17 protein-coding genes are annotated in these 15869 nt (G+C 64.6%); 8 read left to right on the top strand and 9 right to left on the bottom strand.

What is annotated here, in order from left to right; translation table 11 throughout:
• Positions 1-146: 146 nt before the first annotated feature.
• The 5 genes from CK224_RS12310 to CK224_RS12330 all read right to left on the bottom strand — a co-directional run bounded on the left by CK224_RS12310 (position 147) and on the right by CK224_RS12330 (position 5993).
• A complete protein-coding gene (locus tag CK224_RS12310; protein WP_066991595.1) occupies positions 147-1148 on the bottom strand; it encodes a substrate-binding domain-containing protein in 1002 nt (333 codons plus the stop codon).
• Positions 1149-1164: 16 nt separating this feature from the next.
• The gene (locus tag CK224_RS12315; RefSeq protein ID WP_095776729.1) at positions 1165-2181 is read right to left on the bottom strand and encodes an ABC transporter permease; all 1017 of its coding nucleotides are present in this window, start codon (positions 2179-2181) and stop codon (positions 1165-1167) included.
• Complete coding sequence (locus CK224_RS12320; protein WP_095781988.1) at positions 2178-3680, bottom strand: sugar ABC transporter ATP-binding protein; 1503 nt, start codon at positions 3678-3680, stop codon at positions 2178-2180. Before CK224_RS12320 ends, CK224_RS12315 begins: the two co-directional genes overlap by 4 nt.
• 105 nt (positions 3681-3785) lie before the next feature.
• Entirely contained in the window at positions 3786-4757 is a 972-nt protein-coding gene (locus CK224_RS12325; protein WP_095781989.1) for a sugar ABC transporter substrate-binding protein, read from the bottom strand.
• A gap of 144 nt (positions 4758-4901) precedes the next feature.
• A complete protein-coding gene (locus CK224_RS12330; protein WP_066991583.1) occupies positions 4902-5993 on the bottom strand; it encodes a helix-turn-helix domain-containing protein in 1092 nt (363 codons plus the stop codon).
• 193 nt (positions 5994-6186) lie between these two features.
• Between CK224_RS12330 and CK224_RS12335 the strand changes: the two genes are divergently transcribed.
• From CK224_RS12335 to CK224_RS12345, 3 genes are all read left to right on the top strand, one after another.
• Positions 6187-7263 (top strand): class I SAM-dependent methyltransferase, encoded by a 1077-nt coding sequence (locus CK224_RS12335; RefSeq protein WP_095781990.1) that lies wholly within the window; start codon positions 6187-6189, stop codon positions 7261-7263.
• 112 nt (positions 7264-7375) lie between these two features.
• Positions 7376-7819, top strand: a complete 444-nt coding sequence (locus CK224_RS12340) for a carboxymuconolactone decarboxylase family protein (protein WP_095776734.1) — start codon at positions 7376-7378, stop codon at positions 7817-7819.
• Positions 7820-7889: 70 nt separating this feature from the next.
• The gene (locus CK224_RS12345; RefSeq protein ID WP_095781991.1) at positions 7890-8123 is read left to right on the top strand and encodes a hypothetical protein; all 234 of its coding nucleotides are present in this window, start codon (positions 7890-7892) and stop codon (positions 8121-8123) included.
• 100 nt (positions 8124-8223) lie between these two features.
• Here CK224_RS12345 and CK224_RS12350 read toward each other — a convergent pair whose 3' ends face one another.
• Together CK224_RS12350 and CK224_RS12355 are read right to left on the bottom strand one after the other, a co-directional pair.
• Positions 8224-9243: an LLM class flavin-dependent oxidoreductase gene (locus CK224_RS12350; RefSeq protein ID WP_095781992.1), complete on the bottom strand. Its 1020-nt coding sequence runs from the start codon at positions 9241-9243 to the stop codon at positions 8224-8226.
• A gap of 165 nt (positions 9244-9408) precedes the next feature.
• The gene (locus CK224_RS12355) at positions 9409-10902 is read right to left on the bottom strand and encodes an aldehyde dehydrogenase family protein (RefSeq protein WP_095781993.1); all 1494 of its coding nucleotides are present in this window, start codon (positions 10900-10902) and stop codon (positions 9409-9411) included.
• Between the two features lie 204 nt (positions 10903-11106).
• Between CK224_RS12355 and CK224_RS12360 the strand changes: the two genes are divergently transcribed.
• Positions 11107-11868 carry a COG4280 domain-containing protein gene (locus CK224_RS12360; protein ID WP_066991562.1) on the top strand — a complete coding sequence of 254 codons (762 nt, stop codon included), beginning with the start codon at positions 11107-11109 and terminating at the stop codon, positions 11866-11868.
• Positions 11869-11959: 91 nt separating this feature from the next.
• Positions 11960-12178 carry a hypothetical protein gene (locus tag CK224_RS12365; RefSeq protein ID WP_066991559.1) on the top strand — a complete coding sequence of 73 codons (219 nt, stop codon included), beginning with the start codon at positions 11960-11962 and terminating at the stop codon, positions 12176-12178.
• Between the two features lie 43 nt (positions 12179-12221).
• Here the strand turns inward: CK224_RS12365 and CK224_RS12370 are convergent, their stop codons facing one another.
• Positions 12222-12407, bottom strand: a complete 186-nt coding sequence (locus tag CK224_RS12370) for a hypothetical protein (protein WP_095781994.1) — start codon at positions 12405-12407, stop codon at positions 12222-12224.
• A gap of 125 nt (positions 12408-12532) precedes the next feature.
• The gene (locus CK224_RS12375) at positions 12533-13165 is read right to left on the bottom strand and encodes an isoprenylcysteine carboxylmethyltransferase family protein (protein WP_066991556.1); all 633 of its coding nucleotides are present in this window, start codon (positions 13163-13165) and stop codon (positions 12533-12535) included.
• A 196-nt stretch (positions 13166-13361) separates the two neighbouring features.
• Here CK224_RS12375 and CK224_RS12380 point away from each other — a divergent pair, with 196 nt between their 5' ends.
• From CK224_RS12380 to CK224_RS12390, 3 genes are read left to right on the top strand one after another with little or no spacing between them, the layout of a single operon-like run.
• On the top strand, positions 13362-14039 hold the full coding sequence (locus CK224_RS12380; RefSeq protein WP_066991553.1) for a winged helix-turn-helix domain-containing protein: 678 nt from the start codon (positions 13362-13364) through the stop codon (positions 14037-14039).
• Positions 14040-14095: 56 nt separating this feature from the next.
• Positions 14096-14476 carry a YkvA family protein gene (locus CK224_RS12385; RefSeq protein ID WP_095781995.1) on the top strand — a complete coding sequence of 127 codons (381 nt, stop codon included), beginning with the start codon at positions 14096-14098 and terminating at the stop codon, positions 14474-14476.
• A 4-nt stretch (positions 14477-14480) separates the two neighbouring features.
• On the top strand, positions 14481-15860 hold the full coding sequence (locus CK224_RS12390) for an ATP-binding protein (protein ID WP_095781996.1): 1380 nt from the start codon (positions 14481-14483) through the stop codon (positions 15858-15860).
• The last annotated feature ends 9 nt before the right edge of the window (positions 15861-15869 follow it).

The raw sequence follows: 15869 nt of genomic DNA on the forward strand, positions 1-15869 counted from the left end.
CGAACTGCTTGCAGGATCGACAAAACAAGCCGCACTCGGGCCTCCTCTGCTACGAGAAAGCCTCTCAAGAATCCTTCTTTTGCGGCTTGGCAATAGCCAATCAACTTATCTGCGATTCCCCTGCCCTCAAGAGGGGAGATTACACGCTACTTCTGCAAAGCCGCGCAGCTTTCCCTCTCGACAAGCACGGGCGCCAGCACCTCGCGGCGCGACGGCGCCTCGGGCTCGCCGACGCGCTCGAGCAGCAGGCTGACCGCCCGCGTTCCGATCTTTTCGACCGGCTGCGCGATCGTCGTCAGCGGCGGCCATGTGGTGACCGCATAGGGGATGTCGTCGAAACCGATCAGCGACATGTCGTCGGGCACCCGCAAGCCGCGCGTGCGCAGCGCGGTGATGGCGCCCATGGCCATCAAATCGTTGCAGGCGAACACCGCCGTGATCTCCGGCGCCTGCGTCATCAGCCGCTCCATCGCCAGGCGTCCGCCGGCGAAATGATAGTCGGAATCGACCACCGACGAGGCAGGCAGGTCGATACCTGCCTCCGCGAGTGCCCGGGTAAAACCGCGCAGGCGGGCCGGGCTGGAGCTCGAATCGCGCGGACCGCCGATGACGCCGATTTTGCTGTGGCCGAGCCCGACCAGATGGCGCCCGGCGAGATAGCCGCCGTGATCGTGGTCGACCAGCACGGAATCGACATGGACAGAATGGATCTCGCGGTCGAGCAGCACGGCCGGCAGGGCGGCGGACAGGTGCGAGAACACCCGCGCATGGTCTGACGAACCGGCGAAGATCAGCCCGTCGATCTGCTTTGCCATCAACACCGACAGATAGCGCTCTTCCTTCTCGGCGCTGCCATCCGAGTTGCACAGGATCACCGTATAGCCGGCCACGAAGCCGGCATCCTCGATCTGGCGCGCCACGCTGGCGAAGAACGGGTTGGAATTGTCCGGGAGCAGCAGGCCGATGGTCTTGGTCTCACCGCGCCTCAGGCTCCGCGCCAGCGAATTCGGGCTGTAGCGCAGGGCGGTGATCGCGGCGCGCACGCGCTCGGCCGTCTCCGGCTCGACATGACGCGTGCGGTTCATCACATGCGAGACCGTTGCGACGGACACCCCCGCATAGCGCGCGACATCGGCAATTGTGGTCATGGTTCCCTCTGACCGCTTAGCGGATCCTCCGCAACAGCCTCTCCCGATAAGCGTCTAGGATGACGGCGAGCACGATGACAAGGCCAATCACGATCGGTTTGAAATTGTCGCCGACGCCGAGCAACTGCAGCCCGGTGCTGAGCACCTGCAGGATGCAGGCGCCGACCAGCGTGCCGATGATCGAGCCCTTGCCGCCGCTGAGGCTGGTGCCGCCGATAATGACGGCGGCGATTGCATTGAGCTCGTAGCCGACGCCGGCGATCGGGCTGCCGATGTTCAAGCGCAGCAGATAGACCATGGCCGCGATGCCGGCCGTCAGCCCGCTGATGGTGAAGGCCGCGACCTTGTAGAAATCCGGATTGTGGCCGGAGAGGCGCACCGCCTCGTCATTGGTGCCGACGGCGAAGATCATGCGGCCGAACACGGTGAAGCGCAGCACGAACCAGCCCGCCGCGATCACCAGCACCGCGACCAGGAAGATCGACGGCAGGAAGCCGCCGATGATCAGATTGCCGAAATCGACGAAACTCTGCGGCAGGCCGGTGATGGTCGAATTGTCGCTGACCACGCGCGCGGCGCCCGCCGCCATGTTGAGCATGCCGAGCGTGACGATGAAGGACGGGATCTTCCAGCGCGTCGAGATCCAGCCGTTGAGGAAGCCGCAGGCAGCACCGGTCGCCATGCAGGCGAGCAGCGCCAGAGTGATCGCGACGGCCGGCGACAGGCTTTCGTCGATCATGACGGTGGCGCCGACCACGGTGCAGAGCGCCAGCACCGAGCCGACCGAAAGGTCGATGCCGCCGGTGAGAATGACGAAGGTCATGCCGGCGGCGAGCACCGTGTTGATGGCGATCTGCACGAAGATCTTCAGCGCGTTGCCGGGCGTGGCGAAGTAAGGCGCTGTGAGCGAGAAGAACAGCGTGATCAGCACCAGCGCCAGAAGCACGCCGGCGTCGCGGATCAGGAAGCGCAGGAACTTCGCCCTGCCGGGAGAAACAGGCGCCGACACGAGGGTTTCGGACGTTTCGCTCATGGTCGCACATACTCCTGGTAGGCGAGCGACAGGATGCGCTCCTGGTCGAATTCGGCTCGCGGCACCTCGCCGACGATCTTGTTCTTGGAAAAGACGATGATGCGATGGCACATGCCCATCAGCTCCGGCAGGTCGGAAGACACCATGACAATGCCTTTTTGAGCCGCCGCCAGCATCCACAGAAGCTGGTAGATCTCGCGCCGCGCGCCGATGTCGACGCCGCGCGTCGGCTCGTCGAGGATCAGCGTCGAGGTGCCGCGGAACAGCCATTTGGCCAGCACCACCTTCTGCTGGTTGCCGCCCGAGAGATTGCGCACCGCCTGCTCGATCGAGCTTGCCTTGACGCGCAGCTGGCCGATGAGATCGTTCGCTGCCGCGGCTTCGGCCCGGCGGTTGACCAGCCCGTGGCGCGACACCTTGCCGAGATCGGTGATGGTGATGTTCTTGTCCACGGCCAGATCGAGCAGCAGGCCCTGGCCTTTGCGATCCTCGGTAAGCAGGCTGAGCCCATGCCGCACGGCATCCTTGGGCGCCGTGATCGCCACCGGCTTGCCGTCGATCTCGACGACGCCGTCGAGCCTCGGATCGGCGCCGAACAGGGCCCGCATGGCTTCGGTCCGGCCGCTGCCGACCAGACCGGCCACGCCCAAGATCTCGCCGTGGCGGACGTTGAAGGAAATTTCGGGCGTCACGGCGCTGCGCTTCAGATTGGTGACGCTGAGCGCGACCTTGCCCGGCACGATGGAGGCGTCGAAGCCGAATTCGTCGGCGATGTCGCGGCCGATCATCATGCGCACGACATCCGGCACGCTGAGGCCGTGCAGGTCGCGGGTCGCGACCAGCCTGCCGTTGCGCAGGATGGTCACCCGGTCGCCGATCTCGAACACCTCGTGCAGCCGGTGCGAGATGTAGATGATGGTGACGCCCCTGGCCTTCAGCCGCTTGATGATGGCGAACAGCCGCCCGATCTCCGGCGGCGTCAGCGTCGCCGTCGGCTCGTCGAGCACCAGCAGCTTGCTGTCGTAGCTCAGCGCCTTGGCGATCTCGACCAGCTGCATCTGCGCGAGGCCGAGCGCTTCGACCCGCGTCCTCGGATCGACGTCGAGCCCGACCTCCTTGAGCAGCGCGACGGCGCGCCGGTTGAGCGCCTTGCGGTCGACGATGCCGAAGGCGCGGCGCGGCAGGTTTTCCAGCATCAGGTTCTCGGCGATGCTGAGATAGGGCAGAAGGTTCAGCTCCTGGTGCACGATGCGGATGCCGCTTAGCTGCGCATCATGCGGCGTCTTCGGCTGATAGGGCTGGCCGTTGAAGGCGATCGTGCCGCTGTCCGGCTGGTAAATGCCGGCCAAGAGCTTGATCAGCGTCGATTTGCCGGCGCCGTTCTCGCCGAGGACGATATGCGTCTCGCCGCGCGCGAACGACAGCGAGACGTCGCTCAGCGCGACCACGCCGGGAAAGATCTTTCCTACCCCTTCAAGGGAAAGAACCACATCGTCCATGCAGCAATCCTGAACGGCGCTCATCGCCGCCGGCTGCTTGCCGGCGGCGATGATGAGACAAGCGAATGGATGGCGCCAGAGGGAGTCCCGGCGCCTCTGCTCGCCTCAGGCGGTGATCAGCTTGACGTCGGTCTTGACCCAGCCGGAGAACTTCTCGCCGGCAAGCTCGCGCAGGCCGTAGTCGATGCCCATGGCCGCCATCTGCGCGCCATACTGCTCGACCGTGGCGAGCATCTTGCCTTCCTTGAGCAGCGGGCCGACCGCCGGAATGTTGTCGAAGCCGACCACCTTGATCTGACCCGACTTGCCGGCCGCGTCGATCGCCTTGACGACGCCGAGCGCCATCGAGTCGTTCGCCGCCATCACGCCCTGGATGTCGGGGTGCTGGGTCAGGAAGTTGGTCATCAGCGTGTTGGCTTCCTCGGTCTCCCAATGCGCGGTCTTCGAATCGAGCAGGTCGAGGCCGTGCTCCTTCACCGAATCGTCGAAGCCGAGCTTGCGCTGCTTGGCGTTGTCGGCTTCCGGATTGCCTTCGAGGATGACGACCTTGCCGCCCTTGCCCAGCGCCTTGCCGAGCGCGTCGCCGGCGAGTTTGGCGCCGGCGCGGTTGTCCGGCCCGAAGAAGGCAAGGTCGATGCCGGCCTTCTTCTTGGCCTCATCGTCGAGCGCGACGTCGATGTTGATGACCTTGATGCCGGCCTTCAGCGCCTTGGCGATTGGCGTGACCATCGCCTTCGAATCGGCCGGCGCCACGACGATGATGTTGTAGTTCTGGGTGATGAAGTTCTCGATCGCATCGACCTGCGCGGCGAAATCGCGCTCGTCCTTCATGCCGACGGCGGCGAAATCGAACTTGTCCTTGTTCTTGGCCGCATAGTCCTCCGCGCCGGCCTGCATCTGCTTGAAGAACTCGTTGGCCAAAGACTTCATGACCAGGCCGACCTTCGGCTTGTCGGCCGCAAACGCCGGACCGAACGGCAGCGCAAGCGCGCCGGCCGCCAGCGCGCCGGTCTTGAGAAACTTGCGCCTGGAGACCCGGCCTAGATCGAGCCCATGCGAATTTGAAACCTTGCTCATGCTTTCCTCCTCCTGAAGAGCGTAATCGGTTACGTAACCGATTACGCAAAGAACTACTGCTTGTCTTCGTCGGATGTCAACACGCTCGCGGAGGAAGCGTACCCGAGCAGCCTGCCGGGCGGATATCGCAGCGTCGGCCCCGGCTTAGGTCTGCCGCTGGCTATTTCCCAGCCGGAGTTCGACGCTCTCGTCGGGCAAATGCCTTTGCGCATAGGCGGGGATCTTGAACCGCTTGCGGTATGCGCCGGGCGCCAGCCCCGTCACACGTTTGAACAAGCGACGGAAGAACGCAGGCTCTTCGTACCCGACCTGCCAGCTCACGTCGTCGATTGACGCGTCGGTGCGCTCCAGTCGGCGCTTGGCGTCCTCGATCCTCAAGCGCTGTACATAGGCGATCGGGCTCAGGCCGGTCGCGCTCGTGAAACGGCGTTTGAAGGTGCGCTCTGTGAGCTGGGCGCAGCGGATCATCTCTTCTATGGGATTGGCGACCGAAAATCGGGTGGCGATCAAGTCCTGCGCCGCCTGAACGGCAAGATCGCCATGATCCTTGCGGCCCTCAAAGATGATGTAGGGCGCAAGACCGTCCTGATGCCACTGCAGCGCGAATGAGCGCGCCACGGCCTGGGCTGCGGTCGCGCCGGCGTGTCGGGCGATCAGGTACAACACCAGATCATGCCAGGTCATGGAAGCACCCGAGGAGATGAGCTCCTCTCGCTTGCCCGACACCACCAGCACACGATCCGGGTGGATAGGCACTTGTGGAAACGTCCGGCCGAAGTCGCCGGCGTAGCCATAATGCACGGTCGCGTCCACGCCATCGAACAGACCGGTTTCGGCAAGCAGGAAGATGCCTGAGCACGCCGAGCACAAGAGCGCGCCGCGGCCATGCATGGCGCGGAACCACTCGATCAGTTCCGGATGCAGGTCCTTTCGCCAGCCGTTCGGCCCAAGCAGGATCGAAGGAACAATGACGATGTCGGTCATATCCACCTCCGCCACGCTTCGCTGAACCATGACCGGCACGCGGCTGGCCAGTTCCAGAGCGCCCGTTTCGAGGCCGACGATCTCAATCTCGAAGGGCGGAGCCTGGCGCGGCTCGCTGCCCGGCAGCGGCATTATTTTGAAAGCATTCATCACGTCGAAGATGCCCGACAACGTGGACACCACGGCCTCTGGAATGGCCACCAGACTCACGTGAAGCGGCTCGGATGCGGCAGTGGTGAAGTGACGATGCATGTCGGCTAATCCATGTCGCAGGTGCCGCAACCATAGCGCCCGGCGCGCGCGGCCGCCAGTTTCTCTCCTGACGACGGGCCAGTGGCACAAATGGCCCGATTCTGGAGAGTCGCGCTCTCCCGTTTCTTCCCTGTTCCTGCGATTCAGCCGCTGCCTCGGGGGTTGCCCGAGCGATTGGACAGGAGACTTGGACATGGAGCATACCCACAACCATAAGATCGATCCGGCAAAACTCGATGCGCTCGTCGCGCGAGCGATCGGTGATATTTCGGCCGGCTACGGCGGAGTCATGATCAGCCTCGGCCACCGTCTCGGTCTTTACAAGGCCATGGCGGGCCTCGGACCCCTCAGTGCCCGCGCGCTCGCGGGGCGCGCCGGCTGTGCCGAACGTTACGTACGCGAATGGCTCAATTCCCAAGTGGCGGGCGGCTATATCGTCTACCACCCGGTCAGCGACACCTACGAGTTGACAGCCGAACAGGAAGTCGTGCTCGCCGACGAGGACAGCGCCGTCTTCATTCCCAACGCTTGGGCAGTGCCCGCTTCGATGTGGGCCGACGAAGAGAAGGCCGTGGAGGCTTTCCGCACCGGCAAGGGCATCGCCTGGGGAGATCATGACGGACGCCTGGCCTGCGGCGTGGCCGCCTTTTACCGGAACGGCTACAGGGCCAGTCTCGTCAGCGAATGGCTGCCATCCCTGGAGGGCGTCGTCGAGAAGCTCAGGACTGGTGCGCTTGTCGCCGATATCGGGTGCGGCCACGGCCATTCGACGGCGCTCATGGCAAAGGCCTTTCCGGCTTCCCGCTTCCATGGCTTCGACAATCACGAAGACTCGCTGGGGGAGGCCCGTCGCGGCGCCGCCAAGCAGAGCTTGGAAGGGCGCGTGGCGTTCGAAAAGGCGCGGGCCGACGACTACCCGGGCAGCGGCTACGATCTGATCTGCTTCTTTGATGCCCTGCATGACATGGGCGATCCTGTCGCCGCGGCAGTGCATGCATCAAAGGCGCTGGCGCCGGACGGGACGGTGATGCTGGTCGAGCCTTTCGCCAATGACCGGGTCGAGGACAACATCTCGCCGGTGGCGAGAATGTATTACGCGGCCTCCACCACCATCTGCTGCGCCCACGCTATTTCGGACGGCGGCCGCCTCGTGCTGGGCGCCCAGGCCGGCGAGGCACGGCTGGCGGAAGTGTTCCGCAAGGCCGGGTTCACCCGTTTCCGTCGTGCCTTCGAGACGCCGTTCAACTTGGTCCTCGAGGCCCGGCTCTGACCTTCGAAAGCTAACACCGGTCGGTCGCAGCGGACGACTTCCGGCCTCGCGGCGCAAAGGGGGCGCGGGGCGGGCGGCAATCCCTTCGATCCCAACAAACAGGAGACTGATCATGAAAAACATTCTCACAGGCATAGGCTTCGCCATCGCTACCGTACTTGCCGCACCGCTCGCCGTTGCGCAGGAACTGCCGGCGGCCGAGCAGACCTACAAGGAAATCGAGGCGACGCTCGGCATCGTGCCGAGCCATATCAAGGCCTATCCAAAGTCGGCAGTCGCCGGCGCTTGGGCGATGTTCAAGGGTCTCGAGCTTCAACCCAAGAACAACGCTCTCGAACCGAAGGTAAAGTCGCTCATCAACGTCGCGGTGGCGGCGCAGATTCCGTGCCGTTACTGCATCTGGCTGGAAACCAAGATGGCCAAGGACCGCGGCGCCACCGACGAGGAGGTCGCCGAAGCCGTGGCCCATGCCGGCTACGTCCGGCACTGGAGCGCCGTGCTGAATGGCCTGCAGATCGACTTCGAAACCTTCAAGACCGAATTTGGCGGCGACTGACGGCAGGCGGTGCCCGGCGTTTCAACCGGGCACCGCCCCTTCCTGCACGCCCCACCACATGGGAACTCTCATGGAACTGCTCATCAACGCGGCGAACATTCTTTACGTGATTGCCTACTTCACGATGGACATGCTGCGCCTGCGAATACTCACCCTGACGGCGGCAACCTGCCTGGCAGTATACTTCTACGGCCAGCCCGTCCCGATGTTGAACGTCGTGGCATGGAACGTCTTCTTCATCGGCCTGAACGTGGTCCACATCACCCGGATCGTGCGCGCGCGGTACACTGGCGCAGCGACCTGATTGCCGGTGGCAGTGCCTCAAAGCATCGGGTGCACCGATTCGATCATGGCCCCGAAATCGAGTTTGGTCTCGCCTCGCGGCCGTCGAATCGCTCGATTGATCACCGCCAGCCGAGTGCCGGCGCGACGTGCTTCAGGATCGCCTCGATGACATGGGCATTGTAGTCGACGCCGAGCTGGTTGGGCACGGTGAGCAGCAGCGTGTCGGCCTCGGCGATCGCCTGGTCTTGCCTGAGCTGCTCAACCAGCACATCCGGCTCGGCGGCGTAGGTACGGCCGAACACGGCGCGCTTTTCCGGCTCGATATAGCCGAAATGGTCCTCGCCCTCGCTGCCGCCGAAATAGGCGCGGTCCATGTCGTTGACCAAGGCGAAGATGCTGCGGCTGACCGACACGCGCGGCTCCCTTGCGTGGCCGGCTTCCTTCCAGGCGGCGCGGTAGGCGCGGATCTGCTCGGCCTGCTGGATGTGCAGCGGCTGTCCGCCCTCATCGAATTTCAGCGTCGAGCTCTGCAGGTTCATGCCGAGCTTGGCCGCCCATTCGGCGGTGGCGTTGGTGGCCGCGCCCCACCAGATCCGTTCGCGCAGGCCCGCCGAGAACGGCTCGAGCCTGAGCAATCCAGGCGGATTGGGAAACATAGGCCGCGGATTGGGCTGGGCAAAGCCTTCGCCGCGCAGCAGATCGAGGAAGATCTCGGCGTGGCGGCGCGCCATCTCGGCATCGGTCTTGCCCTCTTCCGGCACGTAGCCGAAATAGCGCCAGCCATCGATCACCTGCTCGGGCGAGCCGCGGCTGATACCGAGCTGCAGCCGGCCGCCGGCGATGAGGTCGGCCGCACCCGCATCTTCGGCCATGTAGAGCGGGTTCTCGTAGCGCATGTCGATGACGGCGGTGCCGAGCTCGATACGCTTGGTCTTCGCGCCGGCCGCGGCAAGCAGCGGAAACGGCGAGGCGAGCTGGCGGGCGAAATGGTGGACGCGGAAATAGGCGCCGTCGGCGCCGAGCTCCTCGGCCGCGACGGCAAGGTCGATCGACTGCAGCAACGCGTCGGCGCCCGAGCGCGTGCCCGATTGCGGGGCGGGCGACCAGTGCCCGAACGACAGAAACCCGATCTTCTTCATGCGCTCCGTTCCGAGTCAGGCGGCCCGCTGAACCGCTCGTGTTCTTGTGTAGCTCCAGCGCAATACCAGCAAAAAACGTGCGACCGCTTTCTGCTTCGGAATTGGCGCAACGCAAATAGTTGAAGCCGTGCGGCTATTCAACGAAACGCGACCGGATACAGACCGTCAATCGATCCGGATCCAGACGCCCTTGGTGTTGAGATATTCGTCGAGATGCTCGGCGCCGCCCTCGCGGCCGTAACCGCTCATCTTGTAGCCGCCGAAGGGCACGGCCGGGTCGATCGCGTGATAGGTGTTGACCCAGACCGAGCCGGCGCGCAGTCGGTTGGCGAGCTGGTGCGCCTTGCCGACATCCTTGGTGAACACGCCGGCGCCGAGACCGTAGGGCGTGTCGTTGCCGCGCCGCGCCGCTTCCTCCAGCGTGTCGAAGGGCAGCGCCGAGATGATCGGCCCGAAGATTTCCTCGCGCGCGATGCGCATGCCGTCGGTGACGCCGGAAAACACGCCGGGCGTCATGAAATTGCCTGCGGCCAGCGCGCCCTTGGTGATGCGCTCACCCCCTGTCACCAGCCGCGCGCCCTCTCGCGCGCCGTCCGCGATGAAGCCTGTCACGCGCTCGAGCTGTCTTGGCGAGATCAGCGGTCCGATCTCGGTCTCGGGGTCGGCGCCGTCGCCGATCCGCAGCTTTGCCGCGAAGGCCGCGACGCGTTCGACGAATTCGTCATAGATCGGCCGTTCGACGAAGAGCCTGGAGCCGGCGATGCAGACCTGGCCGGAATTGGCGAAGACCGACATGGCCGCCACCGGCACGGCGCGCTCGATGTCGGCATCGGCGAGCACGATCACCGGCGATTTGCCGCCCAGCTCCAGCGACACGCGCTTCATGTTGGCGGCCGAGGCACGCAGAATCGCCTGGCCGGTGGCGGTCGAGCCGGTGAAGACCACCTTGTCGACATCCATATGCGCCGCGAGCGGCGCCCCGGCTTCCGCGCCCGTGCCGGTCACGATGTTGACGACGCCCGGCGGCACGCCGGCCTCCTGCATCAGGTCGGCGATCAGAAGCGGCGTCAGCGGTGCCTCTTCCGACGGTTTCAGCACGATGGTGCAGCCGGTGGCAAGGGCTGGGCCGATCTTCCAGATCGAGGCGGCGGTGGGCGCATTCCACGGAATGATCGCGCCGACCACGCCGACCGGCTCCTTGCGCGTGTAGGAGACGATCTCGCCGGGCAGCGAATTGCCGATCGTCTGGCCGTGGATCGACGTCGCCATGCCGGCATAGAAGCGCAGCATGCCGAGCACGCGGTTGCGGTTGGCCAAAGTGCGGGTGATCGGCATGCCCATGTCGGTGGTGTCGGAAAGCGCCAACTCTTCCCAATGCCGTTCCATGAGATCGGCGATCTTCAACAGCAGCAGCTGGCGCTCATAGGGCTTGAAGCGGCTCCACGGTCCGTCGAAGGCGCGCCGCGCGGCGGCCACCGCCAGGTCGACGTCCTTGGAATCCGCGAGCGGCACGGTGCCCAGCACCGCGCCGGTGGCGGGGTTGCGCGTCTCGAAAGTCCGGCCGCTCACCGCATCGCGCCACTCACCGTCGATCATCATCTGCCGGTGCCGGCCGTCGATCGGCGTGCGCAGGGGAAGGTCTCTCACCGATAACGTCATCTGAAGCCGCTTTCTCTGATGAGCATGGCCTTATGCCACCGGCCTGCGCACGGGCGCAAGTTCGCCGCGGCGGTGGAGAATGTGCAGCCGGCGACGGCTGATTTGTCCATCCGCCATACTTTGTGCGTCATCGCCTGTTGAACAAGGCTGGACCGGCCCCGCCTTCCCAAAAGGGCGGCGAAACACGGACCTCGGTGCCCATTGATGCACGAACTGACGCCCGTTCTCTCCACCGTGGCCGCTTCCTTCCTGGCGTCCTTTGTCGAGGTGGTCGAAGCCTTCACCATCGTGCTGGCCGTCGGCGTGACGCGCGGCTGGCGGCCGGCGCTGACAGGCGCCGTCTCGGCGCTCGCCGTGCTGGCGGCGCTGGTGCTGGCTTTCGGACCGCTGCTGCAGCTGATCCCGATCACACTCCTGCAATTCGCAGTCGGCGTGCTTCTTATCCTGTTCGGCATGCGCTGGCTGCGCAAGGCGATCCTGCGCAGCGCCGGGATCATCGCGCTCCGCGACGAAGAGGCAGCCTTTTCCAGGGAAACCGACGCGCTGACCCGCCATGCCAACGACCGTCGCGCCGGCTATCTTGCCGGCGTGGCGGCCTTCAAGGCGGTGCTGCTCGAAGGGGTCGAGGTGGTGTTCATCGTCATTGCGGTCGGGACCGCGCATGGCCAGACGCTCTATGCCGGTCTCGGAGCGCTGGCCGCATTCGTGCTTGTGATGCTGATCGGCCTCGCCGTGCACCGGCCGCTGGCGCGCGTGCCGGAAAACGCGCTCAAATTCGTCGTCGGCCTGATGCTGACCAGTTTCGGCGTGTTCTGGACAGGCGAAGGCCTCGGCGCCGAATGGCCGGGCGAGGATTTTGCGCTGCTTGCCATCTTCGTCGTCATCGCCGCGGCATCCTTCGCCATGGTGCGCTGGCTGCGCAACGCCCACGCCGCGGCTGCCAAAGCAATTCCGGGAAAAGCGTGAAGTGGTTTCCCGTGCGGAATTGCGGTCAAAGAAGAAACAGAGCGGTTTGCCGTTTCCGTGAAATGGTGAACCGCTCGAAGGGAATTGCCCGATGAAAATCGTCCGCCTCGTCCTGAAGGAGCTCGTCGGCATGTTCGTCGACGACGGCAGCCTTGCGCTTCTGGCACTGCTTCTGATCGCTTTGGTCGCCGGCGCCGTGAAGCTTCTGGCGCTGCCGCCGCTCCTCGGCGCTGTCCTGATCCTGATCGGCTGCCTGGCGATCCTTTTGGAAAGCACGAGGCGCGGCGCGCGCGGCGGAGGCAAAGGCTAAGCCGGCCTGATGGGTGGCGCGGGCCAATTCGACGCGACGCGCTTTAGGCTCGGAGGGCGCGACTTTTCTTACCGATCGCGCGTTTGACGAAAAGCTCGGCGTGCTCGGCCCACCGGATTTCCGTGACGTTGTTCTCGCGAACCGATCGCTTGAAAGCTTCTCGCAACGCGTCGAGTTCAAACACCGACAACCGTCCGAGCGTATCGTGTTTCGATCTGCGAACGTCCATCACGCAGCCCCCAACTCATAAAGAGGTATATGCTTCGCCAGCTCGGACTCAAGGCATTGCCGCTGACTTCTTTTGGGTGCAATCGCCGGGCTTTTTAGCTCGGGCAGCGAAATGCCCAATCGCAATCAGTAAATTGTGAACAAGGTCGGCAGCATGCCGATCATACGAAAATGCTCGACCGCCTCGATAAGCGGAAAGAACGCCAGAAAATATAAACCGTCCCGGAACGTGCTTTTCAGCGCGCTGGTGGAAAAGATCCATTCCTCCTCGTCGCGGTAGAGCATCGGATTCGGCCAGAAACGCGGCGTCCGCTCGGCATAGGCCGTGTAGGCGGCGCCGAACTTGCCGGACAGGAACTCGGCCTCCCGGCCGGCGGTGAACCGGAAGACGAGGAAGCTTGCAAGACCAAGCATCGCGGCGGCCAGCACCGATCCGAACATCAGCCCGATACCGACCGCTCCGATGATCGAGAAGAAATAGAGCGGATTGCGGCTCATCGAGAACGGACCGGAGACGACCAGTTCGTCGTTCTTCCTGCCGCCGACATAAAGAATGCTCCATAGCCGGCCGAGAAAGCAGACGAGCACGAAGCCGAAGCCGGCCGTCTCCATCAGCTCGTGTCCGCTCGAGCCCTCGCTGAGGAACGGCTTGGCAAACAGCAGCAGGGCGATGGCCGTCACGGCGGCGACCTGGACGACGATCAGGCGCTTGTGCTGGTCGAAGGCCTTTGGCGCTGACTTGAGCGATGTGTAAGCCATTCGATTTGAGTCACTCCGGCCGGGCCAACGCTCCCCTAACCTTTCTCGCGCCCGGCGGCGAGGTCTTCCCATTATTTTCGATCATTCTTACGAATTTGTAAGGACCCGGACAGGCCTGCGTAAGTCCGGCTTGTGGGAATGGGGCCTCGCCGATGCTACCGTGCCGCTTGAACTCGACACCGGACGATAGGCCAAGATGCGACTGCTGCTGGTTGAGGATGACCCAAGGACTGCCGACTACATCGTCAGGGGACTGAGCGAGGCCGGGCACGCCTGCGATCTCCTGCGCAATGGCCATGAAGCGCTCGCCGCGGCAACCCGCAATGCCTATGACGTCATCGTGGCCGACCGTATGGTTCCCGGTCTCGACGGCCTGTCGATGATCAAGGCGGTGCGAGCGGCGGGCATCAAGACGCCGGCCATATTCCTGACCTCGATCGGCGGCGTCGACGACCGGGTGGAAGGGCTGGAGGCCGGCGGCGACGACTATCTGGTCAAGCCCTTCGCCTTTTCCGAACTGCTTGCCCGCATCAACGCGCTCGGCCGGAGGCCGGCGGCGCAGGAGCAGAAGACCAGCCTTCGCGTCGCCGACCTCGAAATGGACCTGATCATGCGGCGCGTGACCAGGCAGGGCAGGACCATCGACCTGCAGCCCCGGGAGTTCAGCCTGCTCGAAGTGCTGATGCGCGGCGAGGGCCGGGTGATTACCCGCACCATGCTTCTGGAGCGCGTCTGGGACTTCCATTTCGACCCCAAGACCAGCGTCGTCGAGACCCATATCAGCCGGCTCCGGGCCAAGGTCGACAGGCCGTTCGACGTGCCGCTCATCCATACCGTGCGCAACACCGGCTACAGCCTGCACGCGCAGGGTTGACGATCCATGCCTGATCGCATCTCGCGCCTCCCGCCGGCTCTCCGTATATAAGCGACATGGCGATGCTGGACTCCGCAAGGCAATGGGCGCTTCGCATGAAGCGCGACGTCGTGGCGCTCTGGCTTGCCGCCCGCGATCCACGCGTCCCGTGGTACGCGAAGGTCGTGGCCGGCGCGGTCGCGGCCTATGCGCTGAGCCCCGTCGACCTCATTCCGGATTTCATTCCGATCATCGGCTATCTGGACGATCTTGTGATCGTTCCGCTCGGCATCCTGCTTGCGGTAAAGCTGGTTCCGGCCGGGCTCATGCGGGAATTCCGCGACACCGCCACGCGCAGCACCAAGCCGGTCAGCCTGGCCGGTCTGATCTTCATGATTGCCCTCTGGATCGTGGCGGCCCTGGCCTTGCTATGGCTGTTCTGGCCGAACCCCGCCTGAAACGATGAAGGACGCACGCCCAAGCCTGCTGCGCAGCACGCCTTTCCGCCTGGCACTGACCTTTGCCTTCCTTTTCGTGCTCGCCTTCATCCTGTCCGGGGCGGTCGTCTACCAGCTGATGAGCGCCGATCTGGCGAGACGTCTCGATAAATCCATCAAGGAGACCTATTCGGTCGTTGCCCTGACCTATGCCGCCAACGACAAGGAAGATCTTGTCGCCTCGGTCAACAACAACGCCGACCTCAGCCCCGACAAGGACCAGCTTTTCTCGCTGACCGACCCCGCCGGCAACCGTCTGGCAGGCAATTTCACCGCCTCCGGCCTGCCCGACGGTTTCTCGATGTTCGCCGCCAGATTGCCGGGTGTGCCGCCCGACACGATGTACCGCGCCTATACCGGCGAGGTCGGCGGCAACAATCTGACGGTCGCCTTCTCGCTTGCCGAGACGGACGAGCTGAAGACCATCGTGCTGATGAGCTTCGGCTGGGGCACGCTGTTCATCACCGGGCTCGCCATTGCCGGCGGCGCCCTGCTCGCCTCGCGCGTCCAGCGGCGGCTCGACGGCATTGCCGCCACCATGGTCGACGTCTCGCACGGACGGCTCGACGCGCGCATCCCGTTGACCGGCAATAGCGACGACATCGACGCCGTGTCCACCCAGGTGAACGCAGCGCTCGACCGCTTGTCGGCCCTGGTCGACGGCATGCGGGAGGTGAGCGCCAACATCGCGCACGACCTGAAGACGCCGCTCAACCGCCTGCAGATGATCCTGGAGCAGGCCGCCGACAAGACCGCCTCCGGCGAGAACGTTTCAGCCGAGCTGGCCGATGCGCGCAGCGAAAGCCGGCAGATCAACGACACCTTCGATGCGCTGCTGCGCATCGCTCAGATCGAGGCCGGCGCGCGCAAGGCCCGCTTTGTCGATCTCGACGTCGGCAGTGTCGTCGACACCATCGGCGAGGTCTATGCCGACGTCGCCGAGGACGACGGAAAATCGTTGTCGACGACGCTCGTTCCGGAGACGAAATGGTACATTCACGGCGACCGCGACCTGCTGATGCAGATGCTCGCCAACCTGGTCGAGAACGCGCTCAGGCACTGTCCGCCGGGCACGGCGATCGAGCTGTCGGTGACAAGGCAGGGTGAGCGCGTCCTCGTCCATGTCCGCGACGATGGGCCCGGCATTCCGGCCGGCGAGCGCGAAAAGGTCTTTCAGCGGCTTTACCGGCTGGATTCCAGCCGCACGACGCCGGGCAGCGGCCTCGGCCTAAGCCTCGTCAAGGCGGTCGCGGACCTGCATGGCGCGTCGATCACGCTGGAGGACAACCATCCAGGGCTCGCCGTCATCGTCGACTTCCCCGCGGTGAGGGAGCCGGCCGCTTGACGAGCAGGT

Origin of the sequence: Mesorhizobium sp. WSM3862, from assembly GCF_002294985.1 — a bacterium.
Classification (GTDB): Bacteria; Pseudomonadota; Alphaproteobacteria; order Rhizobiales; family Rhizobiaceae; genus Mesorhizobium.